At 34.4% G+C, this 26,181-nt stretch carries 24 protein-coding genes and 1 tRNA gene; 9 read left to right on the top strand and 16 right to left on the bottom strand.

The annotated features are described in order from the left end of the window. Nucleotides 1–70 precede the first annotated feature (70 nt). A tRNA-Ala gene (locus tag BD847_RS06375) sits at nt 71–144 on the bottom strand. 104 nt (nt 145–248) lie between these two features. Between BD847_RS06375 and BD847_RS06370 the strand changes: the two genes are divergently transcribed. The 4 genes from BD847_RS06370 to BD847_RS06360 all read left to right on the top strand — a co-directional run bounded on the left by BD847_RS06370 (nt 249) and on the right by BD847_RS06360 (nt 2,609). Beyond that, on the top strand, nt 249–1,013 hold the full coding sequence (locus BD847_RS06370) for an enoyl-CoA hydratase/isomerase family protein (RefSeq protein WP_115887468.1): 765 nt from the start codon (nt 249–251) through the stop codon (nt 1,011–1,013). 110 nt (nt 1,014–1,123) lie between these two features. Continuing rightward, complete coding sequence (locus BD847_RS20805; protein WP_167443829.1) at nt 1,124–1,300, top strand: hypothetical protein; 177 nt, start codon at nt 1,124–1,126, stop codon at nt 1,298–1,300. A gap of 33 nt (nt 1,301–1,333) precedes the next feature. Next, a complete protein-coding gene (locus tag BD847_RS06365; protein ID WP_115887467.1) occupies nt 1,334–1,786 on the top strand; it encodes a 6-pyruvoyl trahydropterin synthase family protein in 453 nt (150 codons plus the stop codon). 79 nt (nt 1,787–1,865) lie between these two features. Next, nucleotides 1,866–2,609, top strand: a complete 744-nt coding sequence (locus BD847_RS06360; protein WP_115887466.1) for a UDP-2,3-diacylglucosamine diphosphatase — start codon at nt 1,866–1,868, stop codon at nt 2,607–2,609. Here the strand turns inward: BD847_RS06360 and BD847_RS06355 are convergent. The 9 genes from BD847_RS06355 to BD847_RS06315 all read right to left on the bottom strand — a co-directional run bounded on the left by BD847_RS06355 (nt 2,606) and on the right by BD847_RS06315 (nt 10,501). After that, on the bottom strand, nt 2,606–2,962 hold the full coding sequence (locus BD847_RS06355) for a hypothetical protein (RefSeq protein ID WP_115887465.1): 357 nt from the start codon (nt 2,960–2,962) through the stop codon (nt 2,606–2,608). The two genes, BD847_RS06360 and BD847_RS06355, sit on opposite strands and share 4 nt — an antisense overlap. 150 nt (nt 2,963–3,112) lie before the next feature. Beyond that, nucleotides 3,113–3,469: a hypothetical protein gene (locus BD847_RS06350; RefSeq protein ID WP_115887464.1), complete on the bottom strand. Its 357-nt coding sequence runs from the start codon at nt 3,467–3,469 to the stop codon at nt 3,113–3,115. 173 nt (nt 3,470–3,642) lie between these two features. Then, the gene (locus BD847_RS06345) at nt 3,643–4,557 is read right to left on the bottom strand and encodes an alpha/beta fold hydrolase (RefSeq protein ID WP_115887463.1); all 915 of its coding nucleotides are present in this window, start codon (nt 4,555–4,557) and stop codon (nt 3,643–3,645) included. Further along, entirely contained in the window at nt 4,554–5,837 is a 1,284-nt protein-coding gene (locus BD847_RS06340) for an MFS transporter (protein ID WP_115887462.1), read from the bottom strand. Before BD847_RS06340 ends, BD847_RS06345 begins: the two co-directional genes overlap by 4 nt. Continuing rightward, nucleotides 5,827–7,527: a single-stranded-DNA-specific exonuclease RecJ gene (recJ, locus tag BD847_RS06335; RefSeq protein ID WP_115887461.1), complete on the bottom strand. Its 1,701-nt coding sequence runs from the start codon at nt 7,525–7,527 to the stop codon at nt 5,827–5,829. Before recJ ends, BD847_RS06340 begins: the two co-directional genes overlap by 11 nt. A 298-nt stretch (nt 7,528–7,825) precedes the next feature. After that, entirely contained in the window at nt 7,826–8,170 is a 345-nt protein-coding gene (locus tag BD847_RS06330; protein ID WP_115887460.1) for a HopJ type III effector protein, read from the bottom strand. A gap of 10 nt (nt 8,171–8,180) precedes the next feature. Continuing rightward, entirely contained in the window at nt 8,181–8,636 is a 456-nt protein-coding gene (locus BD847_RS06325; protein WP_115887459.1) for a hypothetical protein, read from the bottom strand. A 27-nt stretch (nt 8,637–8,663) separates the two neighbouring features. Next, complete coding sequence (rsmI, locus tag BD847_RS06320; protein ID WP_115887458.1) at nt 8,664–9,386, bottom strand: 16S rRNA (cytidine(1402)-2'-O)-methyltransferase; 723 nt, start codon at nt 9,384–9,386, stop codon at nt 8,664–8,666. A 113-nt stretch (nt 9,387–9,499) separates the two neighbouring features. After that, entirely contained in the window at nt 9,500–10,501 is a 1,002-nt protein-coding gene (locus tag BD847_RS06315; protein WP_115887457.1) for a hypothetical protein, read from the bottom strand. Between the two features lie 235 nt (nt 10,502–10,736). Between BD847_RS06315 and BD847_RS06310 the strand changes: the two genes are divergently transcribed. Together BD847_RS06310 and BD847_RS06305 are read left to right on the top strand one after the other, a co-directional pair. Further along, on the top strand, nt 10,737–11,327 hold the full coding sequence (locus BD847_RS06310; protein WP_115887456.1) for a thymidine kinase: 591 nt from the start codon (nt 10,737–10,739) through the stop codon (nt 11,325–11,327). 27 nt (nt 11,328–11,354) lie between these two features. Further along, nucleotides 11,355–11,792, top strand: a complete 438-nt coding sequence (locus BD847_RS06305; RefSeq protein WP_115887455.1) for a hypothetical protein — start codon at nt 11,355–11,357, stop codon at nt 11,790–11,792. A 281-nt stretch (nt 11,793–12,073) separates the two neighbouring features. Here BD847_RS06305 and rpoN read toward each other — a convergent pair whose 3' ends face one another. The 3 genes from rpoN to BD847_RS06290 form a co-directional block, all read right to left on the bottom strand. Next, nucleotides 12,074–13,534: an RNA polymerase factor sigma-54 gene (gene rpoN, locus BD847_RS06300; protein ID WP_115887454.1), complete on the bottom strand. Its 1,461-nt coding sequence runs from the start codon at nt 13,532–13,534 to the stop codon at nt 12,074–12,076. A 134-nt stretch (nt 13,535–13,668) separates the two neighbouring features. Continuing rightward, nucleotides 13,669–15,114, bottom strand: a complete 1,446-nt coding sequence (gene asnS / locus BD847_RS06295; protein ID WP_115887453.1) for an asparagine--tRNA ligase — start codon at nt 15,112–15,114, stop codon at nt 13,669–13,671. Between the two features lie 404 nt (nt 15,115–15,518). Further along, complete coding sequence (locus BD847_RS06290) at nt 15,519–17,885, bottom strand: efflux RND transporter permease subunit (protein ID WP_115887452.1); 2,367 nt, start codon at nt 17,883–17,885, stop codon at nt 15,519–15,521. A gap of 219 nt (nt 17,886–18,104) precedes the next feature. On the opposite strand from BD847_RS06290, the gene BD847_RS06285 reads away from it, so the two are divergent. The 3 genes from BD847_RS06285 (at nt 18,105) to BD847_RS06275 (ending at nt 21,931) form a co-directional block, all read left to right on the top strand. Continuing rightward, a complete protein-coding gene (locus tag BD847_RS06285; RefSeq protein WP_115887451.1) occupies nt 18,105–18,866 on the top strand; it encodes a sensor histidine kinase in 762 nt (253 codons plus the stop codon). After that, the gene (locus tag BD847_RS06280) at nt 18,829–19,548 is read left to right on the top strand and encodes a LytR/AlgR family response regulator transcription factor (RefSeq protein ID WP_115887450.1); all 720 of its coding nucleotides are present in this window, start codon (nt 18,829–18,831) and stop codon (nt 19,546–19,548) included. Before BD847_RS06285 ends, BD847_RS06280 begins: the two co-directional genes overlap by 38 nt. Nucleotides 19,549–19,660: 112 nt before the next feature. Further along, entirely contained in the window at nt 19,661–21,931 is a 2,271-nt protein-coding gene (locus tag BD847_RS06275; RefSeq protein WP_115887449.1) for a cation:proton antiporter, read from the top strand. Nucleotides 21,932–22,198: 267 nt separating this feature from the next. Here BD847_RS06275 and BD847_RS06270 read toward each other — a convergent pair whose 3' ends face one another. The 3 genes from BD847_RS06270 to pyrH all read right to left on the bottom strand — a co-directional run bounded on the left by BD847_RS06270 (nt 22,199) and on the right by pyrH (nt 26,158). Then, nucleotides 22,199–24,691, bottom strand: coding sequence for a DUF5686 family protein (locus BD847_RS06270; RefSeq protein WP_115887448.1), 2,493 nt, complete (start codon nt 24,689–24,691; stop codon nt 22,199–22,201). Between the two features lie 119 nt (nt 24,692–24,810). Then, entirely contained in the window at nt 24,811–25,374 is a 564-nt protein-coding gene (gene frr, locus BD847_RS06265) for a ribosome recycling factor (protein ID WP_115887447.1), read from the bottom strand. Between the two features lie 76 nt (nt 25,375–25,450). Beyond that, nucleotides 25,451–26,158, bottom strand: a complete 708-nt coding sequence (pyrH, locus tag BD847_RS06260) for a UMP kinase (protein ID WP_035681787.1) — start codon at nt 26,156–26,158, stop codon at nt 25,451–25,453. Between the last annotated feature and the right edge of the window lie 23 nt (nt 26,159–26,181).

The raw sequence follows: 26,181 nt of genomic DNA, 5'->3' as shown, positions 1-26,181 counted from the left end.
ATGACAAGATTGTGAGATTATAGAAAAATAAACCCTTGTAAATTTATTTTTACAAGGGTTTTTAATTTTGTGGAGAATACCGGATTCGAACCGGTCGCCTCTACGCTGCCAGCGTAGCGCTCTAGCCAAATGAGCTAATCCCCCAAAGCGTTAGCAAATAAAGACAATAAATTTTCAAAAAACAAATTTCGAGAAGATTCAGGAGAATTATTTTTCAAAAGCGTAACTTTACGTTTAAATCTATTTTTATGAGTTCAGAAAGTGTAAAAGGAAGTTTAGAAACTTCTTTTCAGGGTACGATTGCAACTGTTGAATTTGGGCATCCGGCGAGTAATTCTTTTCCGCGTCAATTATTAGATCGTCTTACGGCAGAAATTAATTTGCTAAGCAGAGATGAAAATGTTTCGGTTATCATTCTGAAAAGTGAAGGAGCAAGGGCTTTTTGTTCTGGCGCTTCTTTTGACGAGCTTTTGGAAATAGAAAATGAAGAACAAGGAACAGAATTCTTTTCCGGTTTCGCTCATTTGCTTAATGCGATGCGCAACTGTAATAAATTAATTATTGGCCGTGTACAAGGAAAAGCTGTTGGTGGCGGTGTCGGAATTATTGCGGCTTGTGATTATGTTTTTGCAACTCCTGAAAGTGATGTGAAATTATCAGAATTGGCAATTGGAATTGGACCTTTTGTAATCGAACCGGCTGTTTCGCGAAAAATAGGAAAAACGGCAATGACAGAAATGACGCTGGCTGCAAATGAATGGAAATCCGCAGAATGGGCGTTTCAAAAAGGACTTTTCTCTGTGGTTTGCGAATCATTTAGTCTGGATCTTAAAATTGATGATTTTGCAAAAAGAATAAGTTCTTATAATCCGGAAGCATTGCGGGAAATGAAGAAAATTATTTGGGAAAATACAGAAAATTGGGAATCACTTCTTTTTGAAAGAGCCGCAATTACCGGAAAACTGGTTTTATCTGATTTTAGCAGAAACGCGTTGCTTCAGTTTAAAAAATAAGAAATACGAATAATTTAAACACATAGAAACTTAGTTTTCTAGTTTTGACTAAGAAGGCGTTTCACTTGCATTAAAAAACATTGCTATGCGTTTAGAACAAATTTTTAAATATGCATATTATTTCATTACTACAAAAAGTAGATGTCGCAGAGAAAATTAAGAGTGCACCAGACAGCGGTTATCAAATTGGCGTTGTAATCGGATCTTTCATTCCGTTTGTCATTTTAATAGGAATTGCGTACTGGATGTATAACCGTGCTAAAAAAAGAGACGAAAACGGTTATTAATTTGTAAATTTGCAAGCTTAAAATTAAACATCGATGAGTAATATCAGAATTACAAAACAATTTAGTTTCGAAACCGGCCACGCTTTGTACGGCTACGACGGAAAATGTAAGAACGTTCACGGACACAGTTATAAATTGTCGGTAACAGTTATTGGCTCGCCAATTACGGATCGATCGAATGTGAAATTCGGAATGGTGATTGACTTTTCGGACCTAAAAAAAATTGTAAAAGAAGAAATCGTCGATCAGTTTGATCATGCTACTGTTTTTAATCAGACTACGCCACATATCGAATTGGCAAACGAACTGAAAAACCGTGGGCACCACGTAATTTTGGTAGATTATCAGCCAACAAGCGAAAATATGGTTGTTGATTTTGCCGAAAGAATTATCGGAAGACTTCCTGCCGGAATTTCTCTTTTCTCACTTAAACTTCAGGAAACAGAGTCGTCATTCGCAGAATGGTATGCATCGGATAATTTGTAAAAAAAGTTCAAAGTTCAAAGTTCAAAGATTTTTCTTAGTTGTCTAAAAATCTAAGAAGTCTAACAATCTAATAATCTAAATGAAAAAAATATATTTTGCTTCAGATCAGCATTTTGGTGCGCCAACTCCTGAGTTGAGTTTGCCGCGCGAAAAGAAATTTGTGGCGTGGCTAGATGAGGTTAAAGAAGATGCTGAAGCTATTTTTTTATTGGGTGATTTGTTTGATTTTTGGTTCGAATATAAAACGGTTGTTCCAAAAGGTTTTGTTCGTATTTTAGGCAAACTGGCTGAAATTCGCGACAGCGGTATTCCGATTTACTTTTTTGTTGGAAATCATGATTTGTGGATGAATGATTACTTCCAAACTGAACTGAATATTCCGGTTTATCATGATAACAAAGAATTTACTTTTAACGGAAAAACGTTTCTAATTGGCCACGGTGACGGAAAAGGTCCTGGCGATAAAGGATATAAAAGAATGAAAAAGGTATTTACGAATCCGTTTTCAAAATGGCTTTTTCGTTGGTTGCATCCGGATGTGGGTGTAAGTTTGGCTCAATATTTATCGGTTAAAAACAAACTGATTTCTGGTGATGAAGATGTAAAATTCTTGGGTGAAGAAAACGAATGGCTGGTTTTATACGCCAAACGTAAACTGGAAACCAAGCATTATAATTACTTCATTTTTGGGCATCGTCATTTACCTATGATTATTCCTGTTGGCGAAGATTCCAATTATGTAAATCTGGGCGATTGGATCGGCTATTTTACCTATGGTGTTTTTGACGGTGAAAATTTCGAACTTAAGAAATTCGAATCTTAATTCATTCCGGGTCCGTAAACATATTCATCTAATTCGATTTTGAATAGCGATCCTTCAACTAAATCTTTAATCGATTTTAATTCCGTCATATTAACCGCTAAATCTATAGAAGAACAAGGTGTTTTTAATAAGAATTTGTGACAGGAATATTTTAATTCGCAAGCTTCGCAGCAATTGTTTTCGATTAAACTATCTTCAATCAAATCGCAAAACATATTCAATTCAGAAATGGTAAAATAAAATCCCGTTTCCTTAAAAACCAATTGTACTTTGTCCAGAATGGTCTGGTTATTTTGTTTCCAGTAAAATGCTATGCCAAAATTATTATGGTAGATTTGTTGTATTTCTCTCATCGTAAATCCTTTTATTCAGACAAATATAAATATTATTTATATTAATTCTAAATAAAAAAATCATAAAAGTTTTAAAAAAATCTTTTTTCAGCTAGCACATTGTGCTAAAGTAAAAGCGGGGATTTTCTAGGTGAGATAGTTAGAAATGTCTTAGTTCATGCCAGAACCGTAAATATATTCATTTAGATTAAGTCGGAATAATGAACCGTCAACCAAATCTTTTATGGAATTTAATTCAATCGGTGATATTTCTAAATCTATTGCAACATAAGGTGTTTTCAATAAAAATTTATCAAAGACGCGTTTCACACCGCTTGTATCATAATCATTTTGGTCTGTAACACAGTCTTCAATTAAATCGTGAAATTCATTTAATTCCTGAACTGAAAAATAAAATCCCATTTGTTTAAAAAGCAACTGAATTTTATCTGCTATGATTTCGTTGCCTTCTTTCCAATAAAATGAAATTCCAAAATCGTTTCGGTAAATTTGCTCAATGTCTTTCATGGCAATTTTTTTTTAGGCCACAAAGGTACAGACTGTTTGTATTAATATTTGACTAAATAAAGCATAAAAAAAAGCTAAAAAATCTTGTTAATAATTGATTTTTAATTGTTTAGTGTGGTTTCTAGAAGTTCGCTTTTTTAATACACCAATATCTCTTAATGTGTCTAACTACATTATTTCAACCAATTTTTTAGGTTAGAAAGAAATATTGCCTGTTGGTCTACAAATAAATAATGTGAACAATTGTCTAGAAAAGTAAAGTGTTTTTCTCCAGTTATAGCTTTCAAAGATTTAATTTGTGCTGATGAAAAAATGCCATCCTGTTTTCCATAAATTCCAAAAATAGGAACACCCAAAGCTTTGATCTGTTTTAAAATTGGTCGAGTATCTATATTGTTTTGTTTTTCATTTTGATAAAAAAGCAAGGGCGCATTTTTGTTCCGAATATTAGTTTTGAAAAATTCGCCCGCTTCATAATCCGCATATAACCTTTTAGAATCCGAAGTTGGATTTGGCATTTTAAAAAAGCCGTTTTCCCCTGCAAGATCAAAACATCCTTTTCTATATTCGGCTGAGCTTTTGCTTAGATTTTCTACAATACTTATTTTCTTTAGTTGTTCAGAATCCGTATTGTATTTCTGTTTTAAAGTATCCAAAATATGATTGTAAGTCTCTTGTTGAGAAAATAATGCTCCAGCTAAAACCAACGCGCTAACATTCTGTGGATATTTATTGGTGTAAAGTGTAGCAACTAAACCGCCAAAACTATGACTGAGCAAAATGGCTTTTTTAAAATGATATGTTTTATAAATGGAATTTAAATCCTGAAAAGCTTCTTCATAAGTAAATTTCGCATCAGGATCTGCAGATCTCCCTTCACCTCTTCGATCATAAGCAATAACATAAAACCCAAGATTAGCTAGATTTTGTGCTGTTGTTCCTTCAAATAAAGTTGCATTTCCACTTGGTCCTCCGTGAATGAAAATTAATGGTTTGTCCTTTTTATTTCCGTAGGCTTTGATATAAAGATTTTGTCCATTTGCAAAAATCGAAAATGAGAGGAATATTGAAAGAAAAAAGGCTTTCATTGTTCTATTTTCCTATGATCGTCCATATCTTTTTGAAGATCTAAATTTCTAAAGGTTGGCGATATAAAGCCAAAACCCAAAACAGTCAAAAGCGTGACACTTCCTCCAAAAACTACCGAAGTAACAGCGCCCATTAATTTGGCTGTTGCACCACTTTCAAAAGCACCTAATTCATTAGAAGATCCAACAAAAATTGAATTTACTGATCCAACTCTTCCACGCATATGATCAGGAGTTTTAAGCTGTAAAATCGTTTGGCGAATTACAACAGAAATTCCATCGGCCAATCCGCTCAAAAATAAAGCGAAAACAGAAAGCCAGAAATAAGTAGAAAGACCAAATAAGATGATAGATAATCCGAAAACAAATATGGCCGCCAGAAGTTTTTTTCCTGCATTTTTGTATAAAGGCACATAAGCAGAAATGATCATAGTAATAAAAGACCCAACTGCCGGCGCGGCTCTTAAAATACCAAAGCCTTCAGAACCAACTTTTAAAATGTCCTGAGCAAAAACGGGCAATAATGCAACTGCACCTCCAAAAAGTACAGCAATCATATCAAGGGATAAGGCGCCTAAAACAATTTGATTTTTAAAGACAAAAGTCAAGCCTTCTGTAAGACTATCTTTTATTGATTCTCCAATCTTCGGATTTACGATTGGTTTTTTGCTGATTTGTGATAAGGCAATTAAGGCGAGAATCGAGAATCCAAAAACCATGCACATTGACCAGTGAACGCCAATCCAGTTAATTGAAAAACCTGCAAGAGCAGGCCCCATAACGGCTCCAATTTGCCAAACCGAACTGCTCCATGTAGAAGCATTTGGATATACTTTTTTTGGAATAATCAACGATTGAAGAGAGAAAGTAGTCGGGCCTAAAAATGCTCTAACTATTCCGCCAAGAAAAACCAAAAAATAAATAGAATATAAGATTGAATTGGTTGGCCATCCGCTGACAATCTTTGGCCAAGTCAATAAAAACAATCCAAAACTAATTACTGAAAATCCTAGAATGCATTTTACCAATAATCCTTTTTTCTCTCTTTGGTCAACAATATGTCCTGCAAATAGTGCCATCGAGACTGCAGGAATAACTTCCATTAAACCAATAATTCCTAACGAAAGTGGATTTTTAGTTAAACTGTAAACTTCCCACTCAATCACAATAAACTGCATTGCCCATGCAAAAACCATACAGAAACGAAGTAATAAAAATACATTGAATTCTCTATAACGAAGTGCCTGATACGGATCTGGCTTGTTTGATTTATCTGTCATTTGTTCTAATATCTTTCAGCATAAGCTGTGTTGAAATGTTTCCGTTCCACTCATTTTCAGCAATTGTATAAGCGAGCTGAAAGGTGTTTTGATTTTTTGTAATATCTATTTTTTTTCCGAGTCCAAAACCAATTGCGGCGATTCCTTCCGAGTTGGATTGTTTTGCGAAGAGTCTTAAATGTTCATCTTCTGAACCTAAAGTTTTGGCATAACCGGTATCTTTTACATCCGAAGTCATAAAAACAGGCGTCATATTCTGCGGACCAAAAGGCTCAAATTGTTTTAAAATCCGAATGAGTTTTGGTGTTATGTCTGAGAAATTAATTTCAGCATCAATTTCAATTTCCGGAGTTCGCATTTCCGGTAAAATGGTAGCTGAAACTTGTTTTTCAAAAGCTTCTTTAAAAGTAGAATAATTTTCAGCTTTTAAAGTCATTCCGGCTGCATACATATGTCCTCCAAATTGCTCCAAATGTTCTGCGCAGGCATCTAATGCATTATAAACATCAAAACCTTTTACAGAACGTGCAGAAGCTGCATATTTATCTCCACTTTTGGTAAAAACCAAAGTCGGACGATAATAGGTTTCAATTAATCTTGAAGCTACAATTCCGATAACGCCCTTGTGCCAGTCTTCCTGAAAAACAACAGTCGAGAAACGCTCAACTTCATTATTGTCGTGAATTTGCTGAAAAGCTTCTTTAGTGATTTTTTTATCTAAATCTTTTCTGTCTGCGTTGTATTGTTCTATTTCTGAAGCAAATTGTTGTGCTTGTTCAAAATCAAATTCGGTTAATAATTCGACAGCATGGTTTCCGTGTTTAATTCTTCCTGCGGCATTAATTCTTGGCGAAATAATGAAAACAACATCGGTAATATCGAGCACTTTCTTTTTTACCTGATGAACTAAAGCTTTAATTCCGGGTCTTGGTTCGCTATTAATTACCTGTAATCCGAAATAAGCCAGAACACGATTTTCTCCCGTTATCGGAACAATATCTGCTGCAATTGCTGTGGCAACCAAATCTAAATACGGAACCAAATCTTCAATCGTTTCATTTCGATTTTGGCCTAAAGCCTGAATCAATTTAAAACCAACACCACAACCACATAATTCATCATACGGATATTGGCAGTCTTCTCTTTTTGGATCCAAAACCGCAATAGCATTCGGGAGAAATTCTCCAGGGCGGTGGTGATCGCAAACAATAAAGTCGATGTTTTTTGCTTTCGCGTAAGCAATATGATCAATTGATTTGATACCGCAATCGAGCGCAATGATTAAGGAAATTCCGTTATCGTCCGCATAATCGATTCCTTTATATGAAATTCCATAACCTTCGTCATAACGATCCGGAATATAAGTGGCAATATTTGGATAATGTGATTTTAAATAAGAAGAAACCAAAGAAACCGCAGTTGTTCCGTCGACATCATAATCGCCAAAAACCAGAATGTTTTCCTGATTTTCGATGGCGCGTTCTATTCTCGCAACGGCTTTGTCCATATCTTTCATCAAATATGGATCGTGAAGATGTTCTAATGAAGGGCGAAAGAAATTCTTGGCATCTTCAAAAGTTTCAATGCCACGCTGAATCAAAAGTGTTGCTACAAAATCTTCTACATTTAAGGCGTTCGCTAAATGTTTGATTTTATCTTCAGAAGGTTTTGGTTTTAATGTCCAACGCATGGTTGATTTTAGATTTTAGATTTTAGACTTCTGATTTTTGAAATCGTTTAATCTGATTGTGATTTTTTTTAAACACATAGAATCATAGCTCATTGGAAACTTAAAAAGGCGTTTCACTTGCATAAATTCACATAGTTTTCTATGTGTTAGAAACGGGTTTCTTTCTAATTTCTTTTATTCAGAAACAAAAATCTATGTTTCTATGTGTTTGATTTTTTCTCATGCAGATTTGCTTCGCCTGTTCGCTATTGCTCGGGTTGCAGATGCAGCTTTAATCTGTGGCAGAATATATTTTGTATTATTTTGCTTCTAAAGCATTTCCTTCAAACTGAATTCCATCCCAACCTAAGTTGATGAAATTTCTAATATTTTGGTGATTTGTCCCATTTGGATCTCCTAAAACTTCTTCAAAATAGAATGCTCCAAAACACGCCAAAGTTTCTTCTTTACTTAAGTTTTGTAATTTCGCGAAAGAAAATAATTTACAAGAACCTGAATTTTCTCCGGCTGCATTACGTTGTGTTCCGTTTTGAAAAGCTGTTGGTGTAAAATTGTAATTTTCCTCGATTACTGCAATAGTTTCTGGAAATGTGATTTGTGTTGGTGTTTGTTTTACTTTTTCTAAAAAGGCTTGAATGCTCATGATTTTGATCTTATTTTTTTATGTTAAATACCATTGAGTTTTGTATGGTAATAATTTTTCCTTCATAAGGTATTTTTACTAACAGATGCATTTTGTTATCGTTTATTGATTTCGGGATAAAGTTGTAGTTAAATCTTGTTTGATTGTTATCACCAATTTTAATTTCTTTTTTCCCTTCAATCTTATAAATTTCATATTTAGGTAATTTTTTATCGAATGTTTGAAATAACATGACAATATTGTTGTTTTTTCCAACTTTAATGGTTTCGACATCAGGAACCCCGATTAATATTTGAGAATTCAAAAAATCACGCTCATTTTTTGATAGTGAATCTTTTAAGCTTTTATTCTCATTTTCGAGCTGTGAAATTTTATCAAATAAAGCTTTTTCTTCGTTTGAACTATATTTTGAATTATTACAACTAGATAATATAATACAGGTAATTAGTAAAATTACTTTTTTCATTAATTAGGATTGTTTTCTAAATGAGGTTTACTTTTCTTCTTCGTCCTTAGAATACTTACTTTTCTTAGCTTCTTTTTCTATTGTTTTCCCCGCAACGACCACGACAATTTCGCCGCGTGGTGCTGTTTTTTCAAAATGTGCTAAAACTTCTTTTGCAGTTCCGCGTACATTTTCTTCGTGCATTTTCGATAATTCTCTCGAAACACAAACTTGTCGGTCTTCTCCAAAATATTGTACAAATTCAGATAAAGTTTTAACGAGTTTATGTGGAGAAACGTATAAAATCATCGTTCGGGTTTCTTCGGCTAAAGCCAAAAATCGAGTCTGACGTCCTTTTTTATCAGGTAGAAAACCTTCAAAAACAAATTTGTCATTTGGTAGTCCGCTGTTTACAAGCGCGGGAACAAAAGCTGTTGCGCCCGGAAGACATTCAACTTCGATTTTATTTTCGACACAAGCACGGGTCAATAGAAATCCGGGATCAGAAATCGCCGGAGTTCCTGCATCTGAAATCAAAGCGATGGTTTCGCCGGCTTTCAAACGTGCAATTAAATTTTCGGTGGTTTTATGCTCATTGTGCATGTGATGGCTGTGCATATGCGTGCCAATTTCAAAATGCTTCAAGAGTTTTCCGCTTGTTCGGGTATCTTCCGCCAAAATCAAATCAACTTCTTTCAAAACCCGAATGGCTCTGAAAGTCATGTCTTCAAGATTGCCAATTGGCGTTGGAACGATGTATAATTTTGACATAATTTAGTTTAATATTTAAACACAGATTGCACGAATTAACACGAATGATTGAAGTGCTAAAATTTCACAAAGAAAAAATTTGTGCCAATTCGTGAAATTCGTGTTTTGTTTTTTTAAGAGAATTTCTTCTCAATAATTCCTAGAAAACGTTCCGCGTAATCGTCTTTTCCTTCCCAGTTATTATAATCTGGTTTCACCATGTTTTCAATAAACTCATGTGCTTCGCTGTAACTGTCGAAAGTCAGTAACTGATTTAAAACACGGCTGTAATCTTCTGTATTGTTTCCGAAAAGGTTTTTAGTAAAAGCAATTCGGTCATTTAAATCAATATGAAAACCTTTTGCCAGTTTTTCGTTTAGCGTTACGGCTTTTGGTTCTGCTGGTGTTTCTAGAACGGCAGTTTCAATTATTGTCTCTTGAGGTTCATTAAGTGATGGAAAAGGAGTGGAAGGAACCGCTTCAAAACTATCTACTTTTACAAACTGAGCATCAGCATAGTTTACGCCGAAATCTTCAAATAAAATTGTAGGTTTTGATGAGGTTTCAGCTTTTGGTTCTTCTTTAACAATCTCTTTGATTTCTTCAGTTTGTAATTCGAAAGCTGGTTTGAAATCAGGAATAGGATTGAAATCACTTACAGTTGTGAAAGACAATTCTTCAACAGCTTTTTTCGGTTCTTCCGCTGTTTCAACTTCTTGCTCTGTTTCAGTTTCCGGTTCTTCTGTAGTTTCTGTAGTAACAGGTTCTTCTATTGTTTCTTCAGTTGTTTCCGGAGTAGTTTCTTCCGGAACTTCTGCAATTATTTCTTCAACAATTTCCGGTTCTGGTGTTGGTTCTGCTTTCACTTCTTCAACAGGAATTTGTGTTTCAGTTACTTTTGAAATCGAAACTGTTTCTTCTTCTTTATTGAAAATGGTTTCGATTTCTTCTGTAATTTCACTATGGCTTATTGTTGGTTTTACGGTGTCGAAATTTTCGTCAACAAATTTTAAAATAGCCAGTTTCTCATATAATTTCTGCGTTTCAAGATACAATTGATTGATATCGGATTTGTTTTTAAGCTTTAAAATTCGATGTGCAATACTGATTAAATCGGCTTCCAATTTTTTTTTCATAACTGTTGAAATTATAGTGAATAAGGTATTTTAGTGTATTTGATGTCTGAATGTCTTTAATCTTAAAGAAATTCAAAAGATATTTTTTTATTTCTGTTAATAAACATTTCCAAATCTCCGATTTGATAAAATTTTTCTACTTTTGAAAAAATGTAAAACAGCACATTTTTACGTCGATTTATTACCAGTACAAAGTAATAAAAACTATTCATCTTTAAAGGTAGAAAAATACAAAATGTTTCTCGAAAATACAGTAAATCACAAAGAACAATTTGGTTGGATTGAAGTTATTTGTGGATCAATGTTTTCGGGTAAGACCGAGGAATTAATCCGCAGATTAAAACGCGCACAATTTGCCAAACAGAGAGTCGAAATCTTCAAACCTGCTATTGATACCCGTTATCATGACGAAATGGTAGTGTCTCACGACGCCAATGAAATTCGTTCAACGCCAGTTCCGGCGGCTGCTAATATTTTGATTTTGGCGCAAGGTTGCGATGTTATCGGAATTGACGAGGCGCAGTTTTTTGATGATGAAATTATTACAGTTTGTAATGATTTAGCCAATCAGGGAATTCGTGTAATTGTTGCAGGTCTTGATATGGATTTTAAAGGAAACCCTTTCGGGCCAATGCCTGGGTTGATGGCTACCGCCGAATATGTGACGAAAGTGCATGCAGTTTGTACCAGAACAGGAAACCTTGCTAATTATAGTTTCCGTAAAACGGATAATGATAAATTGGTAATGCTGGGTGAAACGGAAGAATATGAACCGCTTAGCCGTGCAGCATATTTTAATGCAATGAAGAAAATTCAGGAAAAATAGATTCAAAATTCATTTAAGCTTTACAAAATGCAAGACAAGCAAACTAAAAGAAAACAAAATATTTTACTATTACTTGTAATTGGAGTTGCAATAGCTTTGGCTGTTTATTTTCAGTTCTTTCTTTCCGAAAATAAAGAGGAAGTAAATACTGAAGTAATAGAATTAGTCGGGAAATATAATAAAAACTGCCCGCTGAATATCCAGGAAGGAATTCGTTTGGATAGTGTGAGTTTGCATGAAGAAGAAGTTGTTCAATACAATCTAACTTTGTTGAATGTTGAAAAAGAAACGGCAGAGGTTGATGTTATAAAAGCAGAAATTGAAAAAAGTCTTTTAAGCACAGCTAAAGCAAATCCAGGACTTCAGGTTTTTAGAGATAATGATTATACTTTGATTTATAGTTATAGCGATAAAAAGAAAGCATTTTTATTTACGGTGAAAATATTGCCGGATCAATATAAATAACAAAGAAAATATATGTTGGTAAACCCGACAGGTTTTTAAAACCTGTCGGGTTTATTTTTTAGATAAAATCAAAATGCGATATGTAAACTGGACTGAAGTCCAGCTCTACAAAATAATTCGTTCCTCCGGAACTAAAAGAGCCTTCGGCTCGATCCATATTGTAGGGCTGGACTTCAGTCCAGTTTAATATGCGAACGGAAAAAAAGAAACCCGACAAATTTTAAAATTTGTCGGGTTTGCTATTTTAAATGAACTTATATCTCTTATATGGTTAAAAAGAATTAAATCTTCTTTCTCATTCTCGCAACCGGAATATCAAGTTGTTCGCGATATTTTGCAATCGTTCTTCTCGCAATTGGATATCCTTTTTCTTTTAAGATTTCGGCCAATTGATCGTCTGGAAGCGGTTTCTTTTTGTCTTCTTCTTCAATAGTATTCTTCAGAATCTTTTTGATTTCTAAAGTCGAAACATCTTCACCCTGATCATTTTTCATCGCTTCAGAGAAGAATTCCTTAATCAGTTTTGTTCCGTATGGCGTTTCAACATATTTACTGTTAGCAACACGGGAAATCGTCGAAATATCCAAACCTACCATATCCGCAATGTCTTTTAAGATCATCGGTTTTAGTTTGGTTTCGTCGCCGTCTAAGAAATATTCTTCCTGATAATGCATAATTGCATTCATCGTAACAAAAAGTGTTTCCTGACGCTGTCTGATGGCATCGATAAACCATTTAGCAGAATCCAGTTTTTGTTTGATAAACTGAACTGCATCTTTCTGCGCAGTCGATTTATCGCGAGATTCTTTATAGGTTTGCATCATTTCCTGATAATCTTTAGAAACGTGCAGAGAAGGAGCATTTCGTCCGTTTAAGGTCAGTTCCAGTTCACCGTCTACAATTCTGATGGCAAAATCCGGAACAACATTTTCAGTAACTTTATTATTTCCGGTAAAAGATCCGCCCGGTTTTGGGTTTAGTCTTTCGATTTCGTGAATCGCTTTTTTAAGCTGTTCGTTCGAAACTCCGTATTTCTGTAATAATTTATCGTAATGTTTCTTTGTAAAAGCATCGAACTGATTTTCGATAATATCAATCGCTAAATCAACATATTCTGTTGGTGTTTTGTGCTTTAACTGAAGTAGTAAACATTCTTGTAAATCACGTGCTCCAACTCCCGAAGGTTCCAATTCATGAATTACAGTCAGCATTTTTTCGACCATCGCTTCATCAGTATAGATTCCCTGAGTAAAAGCCATATCGTCTACAATGTCTGGAACGCTTCTGCGGATATAACCCATATCATCAATACTTCCAACAAGGAATTCGGCGATTTCGCGTTCTTCGTCGTTCAAAATAAAAGTATTCAGCTGATTGATTAAATCCTGATGAAAACTAATTGGCGAAGCAAATGGCGTTTCGCGTTCTTCATCATCACTATAATTGTTTACCTGAGTTTTATAATCAGGCGTATCATCGTCGCTTAAGTATTCGTCTATGTTAATGTCGTCTGCTTCGATTCTGTCAGATTCTGCATCATCATAATCGTCGTAGTCTTCATTAGCAAATTCATCAGCTTCATATTCGTCTTCTTTTCCAGCTTCCAGAGCTGGATTTTCGTTCATTTCTTCTAATAAACGCTGTTCAAAAGCTTGCGTAGGCAATTGAATTAACTTCATCAGCTGAATTTGCTGTGGAGATAATTTTTGGGATAATTTTAAATTTAAAAATTGCTTTAGCATAAAAAAAGTTGCTAAGATACTAAGCTCCTAAGAGGCTAAGTATCTTATGTTGACGAATTGAATTCGCGTAAAATTATTTTATTTATATTTTAAAAACTTAGAATCTTAGTGTCTTAGCGACTTAGAATCTTAGATTAAAACTCTGCACTTCCAGGAGTTCTTGGGAAAGGAATTACGTCTCTAATGTTTGTCATTCCAGTAACAAACAATACCAAACGCTCAAATCCTAAACCGAAACCTGCGTGTGTTGCCGAACCAAATCTTCTTGTATCTAAATACCAGTATAATTCTTCTTCGTCGATTTCTAAAGCTTTCATTTTCTCAACCAAAACATCGTAACGCTCTTCTCTTTCAGAACCACCAACGATTTCTCCAATTCCAGGGAAAAGGATATCCATTGCACGAACTGTTTCTCTTCCAGGTTCTGTGTTGTCGTTCAAACGCATGTAAAACGCTTTGATGTTTGCTGGGTAATCAAATAAAATTACCGGACATTTAAAGTGTTTTTCAACCAAGTAACGCTCGTGTTCTGACTGTAAATCAGCTCCCCATTCGTTGATGATATATTGGAATTTCTTCTTTTTATTTGGAGTTGAATCTCTTAAAATGTCAATTGCTTCCGTATACGAAACACGTTTGAAGTTGTTCTCCAAAACGAAGTTCAATTTCTCTAACAAACTCATTTCGCTTCTTTCAGCTTGTGGTTTTGATTTTTCTTCTTCAAGAAGTCTTCCTTCTAAAAATTTCAAATCATCCTGACAATTGTCTAAAGCATATTTAATTACGTACTGAATAAAATCTTCAGCCAAATCCATGTTGTCGTCAAGGTCGTTGAAAGCAACTTCCGGCTCGATCATCCAGAATTCTGCCAAGTGACGAGAAGTGTTTGAATTTTCAGCTCTAAACGTTGGTCCAAAAGTATAAATCTGACCCAAAGCCATAGCAAAAGTTTCACCTTCTAATTGCCCAGAAACCGTTAAGTTCGTGTGTTTTCCAAAGAAATCTTTTTTGAAATCAATGTTTCCTTCTTCATTTTTTGGAAGATTATCCAATGGCAAAGAAGTAACTTGGAACATTTCTCCAGCACCTTCAGCATCAGCTCCAGTGATAATTGGCGTGTTTACGTAAACAAAACCTTTATCCTGAAAGTATTTATGAACTGCATAAGACAATACCGAACGCACACGCATAATTGCTCCAAAAGCATTGGTACGTACGCGCAAGTGAGCATTTTCACGTAAAAACTCCAAAGAGTGTTTTTTAGGCTGCATTGGGAATTTCTCCGCATCAGAATCTCCAAGAATTTCAAGTTTATTCACCTGAATTTCATATTTCTGACCCGCACCTTTACTTTCAACCAAAGTTCCAATTACAGAAACGGCAGCTCCAGTCGTGATTCTTTTTAAAGTTTCTTCCGGTGTATTTTCAAAATCAACAACACATTGAATATTATTAATTGTAGAACCGTCATTAAGCGCGATGAACTGATTATTTCTAAAAGTTCTCACCCATCCTTTTGCATTCACTTCCTGTAGCGTCGTCGTACTGTTTAATAAGTCTTTAACCTTTGTGTGTCTCATTTTAATTTTAGATTTATAGATTGCTGATTTTATATCAAAATAAAACCAGTGTTTTTTATATCGAATTGCAAATATAAACGATAATAATTAATTTTTGAAGCTATTTCCCGCTCTCCGCTGTATCTTTTTCTTGCTAAAGGAGCAAGAAAAAGGATGCCGCTTCGATCGGGGCTAGGGCACTCGTTTTCAAAAGAACCAATTGTTTTTTTGTTTTTGTCATTCCGAGGAACGAGGAATCACACTAGTAATTCCGCAAAGTAAATCGCCAATCTTTGTCGAGTTTCGAGTGTGATTCCTCGTTCCTCGGAATGACAAACTATGCGTAATCTTTGTCAAAGTTTAAAACTTTGACAAAGATTGATGTTTTTAATTCGTGCCAATTCGTGAAATTCGTGGCAAAAAAATTATTTCTCCAATCCCTCCAATTCCTCTTTATTAGTTTTCTTCTTCTCAAAAGTCAGAACCAAAGAAGGCAAAACAACCAAATTCGCAAACATCGCAAAAGCCAAAGTACAAGAGATTAATCCTCCCAGCGCAATCGTTCCGCTAAAGCTTGATAATGTAAAAGTGGCAAAACCTAAAATCAAAACTACAGAAGTATAGAAAGTACTGATTCCAGTTTCTCTTAAAGAACTGAAAACTGATTTCTTTACTTTTCCGCCACTTTGAATCAAATCATGTTTGTATTTCGCCATAAACTGAATCGCATTGTCTACCGAAATTCCGAATGCAATACTAAATACCAAAATCGTAGAAGGTTTTAACGGAATTCCGAAATAACCCATTAATCCAGATGTAATGCAAAGCGGTAAAACATTCGTGATTACAGATGCCATTACCATTTTGAATGATCTAAATAAATACAACATTAATATGGCGATAACAGCAATTGCAAAAATTAGCGATTCAATTAAGTTGTCAACCAAATAGGATGTTCCTTTTTGGAAAACCAATGCTTTTCCGGTAACGGTAACTTCATAACGGTCTTTCGGGAAAATTTCGGCAATTTTATTGTTTAATTTTTTCTCCACTTTCGCCATTTCATCCGTTCCAATATCTTTCATGAAAGTCGTGATTCTCGCGTATTGTCCGGTAGAATCTACATAAGCTTTCATTAAGTTTTCTTTGCTGTTTTTGGTCGCATTTTTGGCATAACTCAAAATGAAAGCCTGTTCTTGAGAAGTCGGTAATTGGTAATATTCCGGATTTCCATTATAAAAAGCTTGTTTCGAATATTTAACCAAATTCACAATAGAAACTGGTTTTGCCAATTCTGGAATTTCCGCAATTGTATTTTGCAGTTCATCCATTTTACGAATAGTTGAAGCTTTCATAACACCTTTTTTCTTTTTGGTGTCAATCATGATTTCCAATGGCATAACGCCGTTGAATTCTTTTTCGTAGAATAAAATATCTTTAAAGAAAGAAGCGCCTTTTGGCATTTCGCCAATTAAACTTCCTGAAACTTTCATTTGAGAAACTCCAATTACACTGAAAACCAAAAGTAAACCGTAAACGATATAAACAAATTTACGCTTCGTTTTAACTAAATTTTCAACCACATTCAATAAAGTCGAAATGTAAGTTTTGGTCAAATGGTACAAATGCTTTTCTTTTGGCAAAGGCATGAAACTGTAGATAATTGGCACAATAAAAAGCGTCAATAAATAAACAGAAATCACGTTGATAGAAGTCACTAAACCAAATTCAAAAAGCAAATCATTTCCAGTAATCATAAATGTTGCAAAACCTATCGCAGTCGTCAAATTCGTCATTAAAGTCGAAACTCCAATTTTAGAAATTACACGTTGCAACGCTTTTGCCTGATTGTTGTGCAATTTGATTTCCTGCTGATATTTATTAATCAGGAAAATACAGTTTGTAATCCCGATTACGATAATCAGCGGCGGAATAATAGCTGTTAAAATTGTGATTTTATAGCCAAATAATCCAAGCGTTCCAAACGACCAGATTACGCCAACAATTAAAATACAAATCGAAATAAATGTTGCTCTGAACGAACGGAAAAAGAAAAAGAAAATCAATGAAACAGTCAATAAAGCTGCTCCAATGAACAATCCGATTTCGCCTTTCATGTCATCAGCATTGATGGTTCTGATGTATGGCATTCCCGAAACTTTCAAATCGATTCCGGTTGTTTTTTCGAATTTATTGATTTTCGGAACTAAATTTTCAAGTATAAAAGTCTTTCTTTCCGGCGTGTTAACTAACGTTTTGTTGATATAAATCGCAGAACGAACACTTCCGCTTTCTTTGTTAAATAAAAGACCCTCATAAAAAGGTAAATTATTAAATAATTCGTGCTGAATACCTTTTAAATAGGCTGGATCTAAAGTTTTGCTTTGATCGATAAATGGCGCTAATACAAACTTTTCATTAATCGTATCTTTTTCCAGTTTTTTCAAATCGTTTAAAGAAACGACTAAATCAACTTCTTTCGATTTTTTTAAACCTGTCATTAATTCATTCCAGGCAGCATAATTCTTAGGCGTAAAAAAACTTTTATCTTGAAAACCAATCACGACAAGATTGCCTTCTTCTCCAAACTTGTCTAAGAATTTTTGGTAATCTTTGTTTGCTTTGTGATCTTTCGGAAGTAGGTTTGCTTCAGTATACGTCATAGAAAGGTTTTTCCATTGATAACCAAGGAAAATGGTCAAAGCCGAAAGAATAACCAGAATTGTTATTCTGTTTTTAAGTATGATTCGGGCCAGTTTTTCCCAAAATCCAACTTGAATAGCGTTTTTCATAAAATCTTTAAAAATGGTTGCAAATGTAGTGAAAAGTGCTCGAAATCATAAACAATCGATTGTATTTTACTTAATGTTAACACAAATATGGAAGTCTTTGTTTTGTGATAATTTTCTTGTTTTATGTTATAGAACCATTAGCTTTTCTCATATTTGTAGTGAATTTCAAAGGTGAAAACAAATGAATTCAGATCAAATCTGTAGAAATAATAGATAAATATGCAGCAAAACAACGCCACAACATTTATTTTTTTAGCGATTCTATTATTACTCGTCGTTATCATTTGCTTTATGGTTTACCAATTGGTACAAGCAAAAAAAGCAAAAGAGGATGCCGAAAAAAGTTTTTATGCACTCGAAGTAAAAGTAAATGACCTTCAGCTGGAAACTTTAGAATCAAAACTCAATCCGCATTTGTTTAAGAATATTCTAAACTCGATTCAGTCGCATGCGTATCAGACTTATTTTGCACTTGATAAACTCGCAAATGTTCTGGATTATATTTTATACGAAAGCAAAAAGAAATTCGTAACCGCGAAAGAAGAAATTGATTTTGCACTGAATTTAATCGAAATTAATAAGATAAAAATCAGTCCGCTTTTTGAATTGAAGATTAAGACTAATATCAATAAAGAAGACAAATTATACGATCAGCCGTTATTGGCACCATTAATTTCAATTGATTTAATCGAAAACGCTTTTAAACATGCCGATCTTCAAAGTGCTGATGCTTTTATTTCGGTTGTTTTTGAGTTTAAAGACAATGCTTTTTTTATGACCGTTTCGAATAAAATTTCGGATAAAAAAGTATTGAAAAAAGAACGTAGCGGTTTTGGACACGCTACTTTAGAACATCGTCTTCGAATTATTTACAAGAATAATTTCAAGCTCGATAAGTTTGTAGAAAACGACGTTTATATTGCTCATTTAAAAATAGATTTACTTGGATACAAAACTGAAATGCTTGCTTCTGGACGATGAGCTTCCGGGATTAACGTACCTGAAAATGCTTTGCGAACAAATTCCGGAACTGGAAATTGTAAAAACATATAATAATCCTGAGAAACTTTTGGCTGATTTTGCCGATCTTGATTTCGATTTACTGATTTCGGATATTGAAATGCCAGGAATCGATGGACTTCATTTGGCCGAAATGCTCCAAAATAAATTGGTTATTTTTTGCACGGCTTATAAGGAATACGCAGCTGACGCTTTTAATATTGATGCCGTAGATTATATTACAAAACCCGTAAAATTAGAGCGACTGCAGAAAGCGATTGCCAAAGCGATTGAACGTTTTGAAAAACCGGATGCAGGAAAAAAATTCCTTCAGTTAAATACAGACAAAGGAAAAACGCTGCTTTATTTTAATCAGATTCAGTACATAAAAACCGCAGTAAGCGACAGCCGTGATAAAACAGTGTTGCTGACAGATGGCAGTTTTATGAATTTGAAAAATATAAAATTCGACACACTTTTAAATGAATTGCCTGATGCCGATTTCTGTCGTGTGAATAAAAAAGAAATCATTGCCGTAAAAGCGATAAAATTCTTTAATCATAACGAAATTGTGTTGCACCATCAGGAAGAAAACAATAAAAATATAACGCTTATTTTGAGCGAAACCTACCGCGCAGACTTTTTGAAAAAGGTGAAATTATAACTTATTACAAAGTTTTACGGACTTATTACATACAATTAAAATTAGCGGTAAAATTGCTTTTTCACGTAAACTGGACTTCTGATATTTGTTCCATAATTTAAAAAAACGGATTATGAATAACTTTAAAAACTCCTTATTTTACATTACAGTTATTGGCGGTTTTACGACTCTGATATATTGGATAATTTCTCAGGGAGCATCCTTGGAAGCGGGTCGAAATGTATTAGAGAAAAAAATAGAAAGCAATCATTGGAATGATTTTTTACATTCAATGGTTGAAAATCTTCAGCATCCTCTGGCTATATTATTAGCGCAAATAGTAACTATTATTTTGGTTGCACGTTTGTTTGGATGGTTTTTTAGAAAAATCGGTCAACCCTCTGTAATTGGTGAGATGATTGCCGGGATTGTTTTAGGACCATCTTTGGTAGGGATGTATTTTCCGGAGTTTTCAGCAGCTTTGTTTCCAAAGGAATCTTTAGGAAATCTTCAGTTTTTAAGTCAAATTGGTTTGATTCTTTTCATGTTCGTTATCGGAATGGAACTGGATCTGAAAGTACTGAAAAATAAAGCGCATGACGCCGTTGTTATAAGCCACGCGAGTATTGTTATTCCATTTGCTTTAGGTTTGACTTTAGCTTATTTTATTTATGGAACTTTTGCACCTGATGGAGTAGCTTTTTCATCTTTCGGATTGTTCATGGGAATTGCGATGAGTATTACAGCATTTCCGGTTTTGGCAAGAATCGTGCAGGAGCGAGGTCTTCAAAAAACAAAATTAGGAACTATCGCGATTACTTGTGCTGCGGCGGATGATATTACGGCTTGGTGTATTTTGGCGGTTGTAATTGCTATTGTAAAAGCAGGTTCATTAACAAGTTCGTTGTATGTAATTGGTTTAGCAATTTTGTATGTAATTATCATGCTGAAACTTGTTCGTCCTTTCTTAAAACGTGTTGGCGATTTGAATTCAACTCGCGAGAGTCTGAATAAACCAGTTGTTGCTATTTTCTTTTTAACACTTTTATTTTCTGCATATGCAGCCGAGTTAATCGGAATTCACGCTTTATTTGGTGCTTTCTTAGCGGGCGCGATTATGCCGGAAAACAATAAATTCAGAAATATTTTTATTGAAAAAGTAGAAGACGTTTCGATCATTGTTCTTCTTCCATTATTCTTCGTATTTACTGGTTTACGTACTCAAATCGGATTATTGAATGATCCTGCTTTATGGAAAATTACAGGTTTGATTATTGTTGTCGCTGTAGTTGGTAAATTCTTCGGAAGCGCTTTGGCAGCAAAATTTGTCGGGCAAAACTGGAAAGACAGTTTGGCAATTGGTGCTTTAATGAATACACGTGGATTAATGGAGTTGGTTGTTCTAAATATTGGTTACGATTTAGGCGTTTTATCAACAGAGATTTTTACAATGATGGTAATCATGGCTTTGGTAACTACATTTATGACAGGTCCGGCTTTAGATTTTATCAATTTTGTTTTTAAAGATAAAGCGACTGTAGTTCCTGAAGAAATTGGAAGCAAAAGCAAATACAAGATTTTACTTTCGTTTGCAACTCCTGAAAAAGGAAAAAAATTACTTAAAATTGCGAGCAGTCTGGTTAAAAAACAAGGAGATAATTCTGTTGTAACTGGTATGCATTTGTCATTGAGTACAGAAATACATTCTTTTGATGTTAAAGATCATGAGCGAAAAATGTTAGCTCCGGTGATTGAAGAGTCAAAAGAGATGAATATGAATATGCTGAGTATATTTAAAGTAACAAATGATATTGATTCTGATATTATCGATACGGCAAATCAAGGCGAATACGATTTATTGCTTGTCGGTTTAGGACAATCTATTTTTGAAGGAACTTTACTTGGGAAAATACTTGGTTTTACAACCCGAATTGTAAATCCGGATCGTTTGATTGATAAGTTTACCGGTAAAGAAGGTTTGTTCGAAAACTCTCCTTTTGATGAAAGAACCCGTCATATTATTGCAAAAAGCAAAATGCCGGTCGGAATTTTTATTGATAAAGATTTAGAAGAAGTAGATCAGGTTTTCATGCCGGTTTTTAGCAAAGAAGATGCCTTTTTGATCGAATATGCGAAAAAACTAATCAACAATAACGGTTCTCAAATTACCGTTTTGGATGCCAGCGGTGAAGTGAAAAACACACGCGATATTCAGGAAACGATACGTTCAATTGAGCAAATTGCACCAAATCATATTATGATTATGCACGACAGAACAATCAAAAAAGAGTTTCTAGAAAGTCAAAACTTAATGATTATCAGTTTAGATAGCTGGAAAAAATTGATAGAATCTCAAAGTACATGGCTGAATAATACACCATCGGTTTTGATTTTGAAACCATAAAATTAAGAAAACGCCAATTTTTTTTAAATTCCAAATTCCAATTTTACGATTGGGGTTTGGGATTTTTTATTCCGTTTCAATATTCAGTAGAGGCGCACTGCAGTGCGTCTCCGTAACGAATATCCACTTACGTTAGGCGTACTGCAGTGCGCCTCTACAAATATGCTATGCTGTAATTTTTTGTGGTGAAAAACTTGAAAAATTGTTTAGAAATATGAATATTATTGATAAAATTCTTTTTGTCAGATATTTTAGGATTAAATTTTATTACAATCCTAAATCAATAACATAAGAAATCTTAACCGCAATATTATCTTCAAATTTCAATAATTGATTAGGTCCGTAGCGATAGAATCCGCCTAAACCAAAACCTTTGAAAATTCGGTTAAGTTCGATTCCCGATTCAAAATAACCTTTGTCTAAAGTTTTGTATGCCGGGCCAACATGCTGTTCCGGGTTTTCCATATTTCCCCAAGCCATTCTTGTCACTAAAACCAAAGAAGGACGAACTTTTTTCATGATTTTAATTCGGTCAAAGCCATGCTTTATCTGAAAAAATACATATTGACTGGAGAAAAACTCATTAAAATACATGGTTTCAAAACTATTTCTTCCGGCAAAAGTAATACGTTGAATAACGGTTTCTTTTGTTAGGTTGTTTGGCATCGTGTTGTACAAATGCGTAATCGGTACGTCGCCCATTGCGTAACCGCCCTGAAGTAGTAAACTTGTTTTTTGTCCGTTTAGGTATTTTTTTTCATACTCCGTTTTAAAATCAATTTTGCTGAAAGTAAAATCATTTTCTAAAACATTTGGAAGCGATTGCGTGTACTGAAAAGTAAATCTTGGGAATCTTTTATCTGTTTCTGTTCTTCCGTTTGGCGTTTGCATGAATTCACTGAATGGCGCCCAAACGATAGAAGCCATCGCAGTTGTCATGATATAACTCGAATACAATTGCCCGTTATAATTAAAAAGATAATCAAATTTTGGTTCAACATACGTTCTAGCCAATTCGAAAACGGCTTCCGTCTTCGGAATAATTTTGGTTTGAACATTCGCTTTCCATGCAATGTATTTATAAAAAGTACTAATGTTGATTGGCCTTGGATCATAAATTTTAAAAACGCGTTTATCTACTGCAAAAACGGTACTCGCAATCTCTCGCACATCATCCGTATACGATCCGTTTAGCCAGGTATTGGTGTTTTTGTCTAATAAAACTCCAGAACCGATGTTGTATTTAAAAACGCCGTCTTTTGTCCCATAAGCGCCATAACCTTCAATTCTGAAAAGTTTAGAAAATCGATCGTTGGTTACGCCGCCAAGACCCAAACGAAAACCTTCGTAGTTGTTATAACTAATTACCTTTTTTAAATCCAAATCAATTGGTCCGATAGGTAGATAACCGTTGATGATTTTTCGTCCCAGTCCCAGACGTTTTTCGATTCTTTTGCTCAGCGATAAACTGTCTATTAACTGATAGGTTTTTTGACCTTTAATATCTAAACTTTCCTTTCTGTAAGTATTCCAGAATTCTTCGGGTTTCTTATTGGCGTCTTCTTTGACTTCAATATAAAGCGAAGGGTTTTTTATGGACGGATTTGTGTTGTAATGAATATCAAAATTATTGCTTTCAGATATCAAATAAGTAAAATCTGAAGCTACTTTTTTTCTTTGTTCATAGTTGTCTTTAACATCACCGTCAAACTGGATAGTTCCGCCTAATATCTTGATGTCATCATCATTTTTACCTTTTACAATTTTGAAAGTAGTGTTGCTCTGAAACCATATTTTTTCCTCCGGCACATATTCAAATTCATGAATTCCGCTGATATCTAAAACCGCTTTAATACGCATTACCGCTTTCGCTACAGCGAAATTTTCCTGATCAATATACAATACACCTTCTAGAGCATTTGTTTTTCTTTTCTTGTTTTTAAAGTAAATCATAAAGGTATTTCGACCTTTAATGGGAACAGTGTCCAGAAGTTTGTAATTATAATCAGAAAATGCGTTATCAGCGATTGGACTTTGGTGTTTGGTTTCGAACAATTCATACTTCGAGTCATAAATCGAAATGGACTGCAGATTGAAAGCGATAATTTCGTAAACAGGCTGTTTGAAACCTGCCATTTTTGTTCCGAGAATCGTTTCTTTTAATTTGTTGTTTCCAAACTGATATTGTGAAACTTTCTCCGTTTGAAACAAATGCTGTTTGCTTATGATTTCTTTAAATTTATAATCTGAAGAATCGATGTTGATTTGTTTTTTATTGAAATCTTTATAGGTTGCAGAAGTATCGATTCGGCCGTCAATTGAATCAGGATTTGCAGTCACAATCAGTTTATTATACGTTTTGTATTCAAAACTCTTTAGTTTTTTCTGCGGATTATTTTTGTTTTTATTCGCAATAACTTTTTTAATGATAGTCAACGCCGGATTTTCATTTGAAACAACGACTTCTTTTAGATTGTCAGTCTTTTGCGAAAGCGCGACAGAGTAGAATTTTTTATCGCTGGTCACACCAACTATTTTGGTTTGAAACCCAATATATGAAACAGCGAAAGAGGTCGTATTTGAGCTAATTTTAAACTCAAACTTACCGTCAACATCCGTAATAGTATTAGTATTGTCTGCAGTGGTTATTGTTGCAAAGGGCAGTGGTTTGTTGTTTGGGTCGGTTACAATTCCGTTTATTTGAAATTGCGCTTGAATAGTAAGCGTAAAAAACAACATCACAAAACAGAATAGCTTCATACAGAGAATTATAATTTCAAAAACGAAAAGAATACGATTTTGGTATGCAAAAATAAGAATAAAAAAATCCGTCTGGTACAATTTTAACCAAACGGATTCTTATTTTGTGACAAATGTAATTACACTTTCATGATTTCAGCTTCTTTTGCAGCCAATAACTCATCAATTTTTTTAGTGAAAGCATTTGTTAAGTTTTGAACTTCTTCTTCAGCAGATTTGCAGATATCTTCTGAAGTTCCTTCTTTTTCTAATTTTTTAATATCCGTATTTGCATCTTTACGAGAATTACGAATACCGATTTTAGCATCTTCAGCTTCAGCTTTTGCTTGTTTTGCCAAATCACGACGACGTTCTTCTGTCAAAGGCGGAACGCTGATGATAATAACATCACCATTGTTCATTGGGTTGAAACCAATATTGGCAACCATAATTGCTTTTTCAATTGCTGTTAACATGTTTTTTTCAAACGGTTGTAAAGTAATTGTTCTAGCATCTGGAACACTGATTTTAGATACTTGAGAAAGTGGTGTTGCAGCTCCGTAATAATCAACAAAAACACCTCCAAGCATTGCCGGAGAAGCTTTTCCTGCACGAATATTTAGAAATTCTTTTTCTAAGTGCGCAATCGAACCATTCATTGATTCTTCTGTACTTTCTAATATGAAATCTATTTCTTCACTCATTTTTTTTATTTTTCAGTTTTCATTCTCAGTTTTCAGTTAAAGTCATATCGTGTTGACTGTAAACTGTTACTGATGACTATATATTTACGACAGTTCCGATGTTTTCTCCTTCGCAGATTTTCAAAAGGTTTCCAATTTTGTTCATGTCAAAAACAACGATTGGTAATTTATTTTCCTGGCTTAATGTAAAAGCAGTTGTATCCATTACATTCAATCCTTTTTTAAGAACATCATCAAATGAGATGAAGTCAAATTTTACTGCTGAAGCATTTTTTTCCGGATCAGAATCATAAACACCATCAACACGTGTTCCTTTCAGGATAACATCAGCATTGATTTCGATACCTCTTAAAACTGCAGCAGTATCGGTTGTAAAATATGGATTTCCCGTTCCGGCACCAAAAATTACAATTCTTCCTTTTTCTAAGTGGCGATCAGCTCTTCTTTTAATGTATGGTTCTGCGATAGATTCCATTTTCAAAGCGGTCTGAAGACGGGTTTTCATTCCTTTGTCTTCTAATGCTCCCTGCAAAGCCATTCCGTTAATAACGGTAGCAAGCATTCCCATATAATCGCCTTGTACTCTGTCCATTCCGGCGCTGGCACCAGCTACGCCTCTAAAAATATTTCCTCCTCCAATTACAATAGCGATTTCTACTCCTTTGCTGTGAATTTGCTTAATTTCATCTGCATATTCGGCTAATCTTTTTGGGTCAATTCCGTATTGTAAATCACCCATTAAGGCCTCGCCGCTAAGTTTTAGAAGAATTCTTTTATATTTCATTTGTGTGTTGCGTTAATTTGTGC

This window comes from Flavobacterium cutihirudinis (assembly GCF_003385895.1).
Lineage (GTDB): Bacteria > Bacteroidota > Bacteroidia > Flavobacteriales > Flavobacteriaceae > Flavobacterium > Flavobacterium cutihirudinis.
This window is presented reverse-complemented; position numbering and strand designations above follow the sequence as displayed.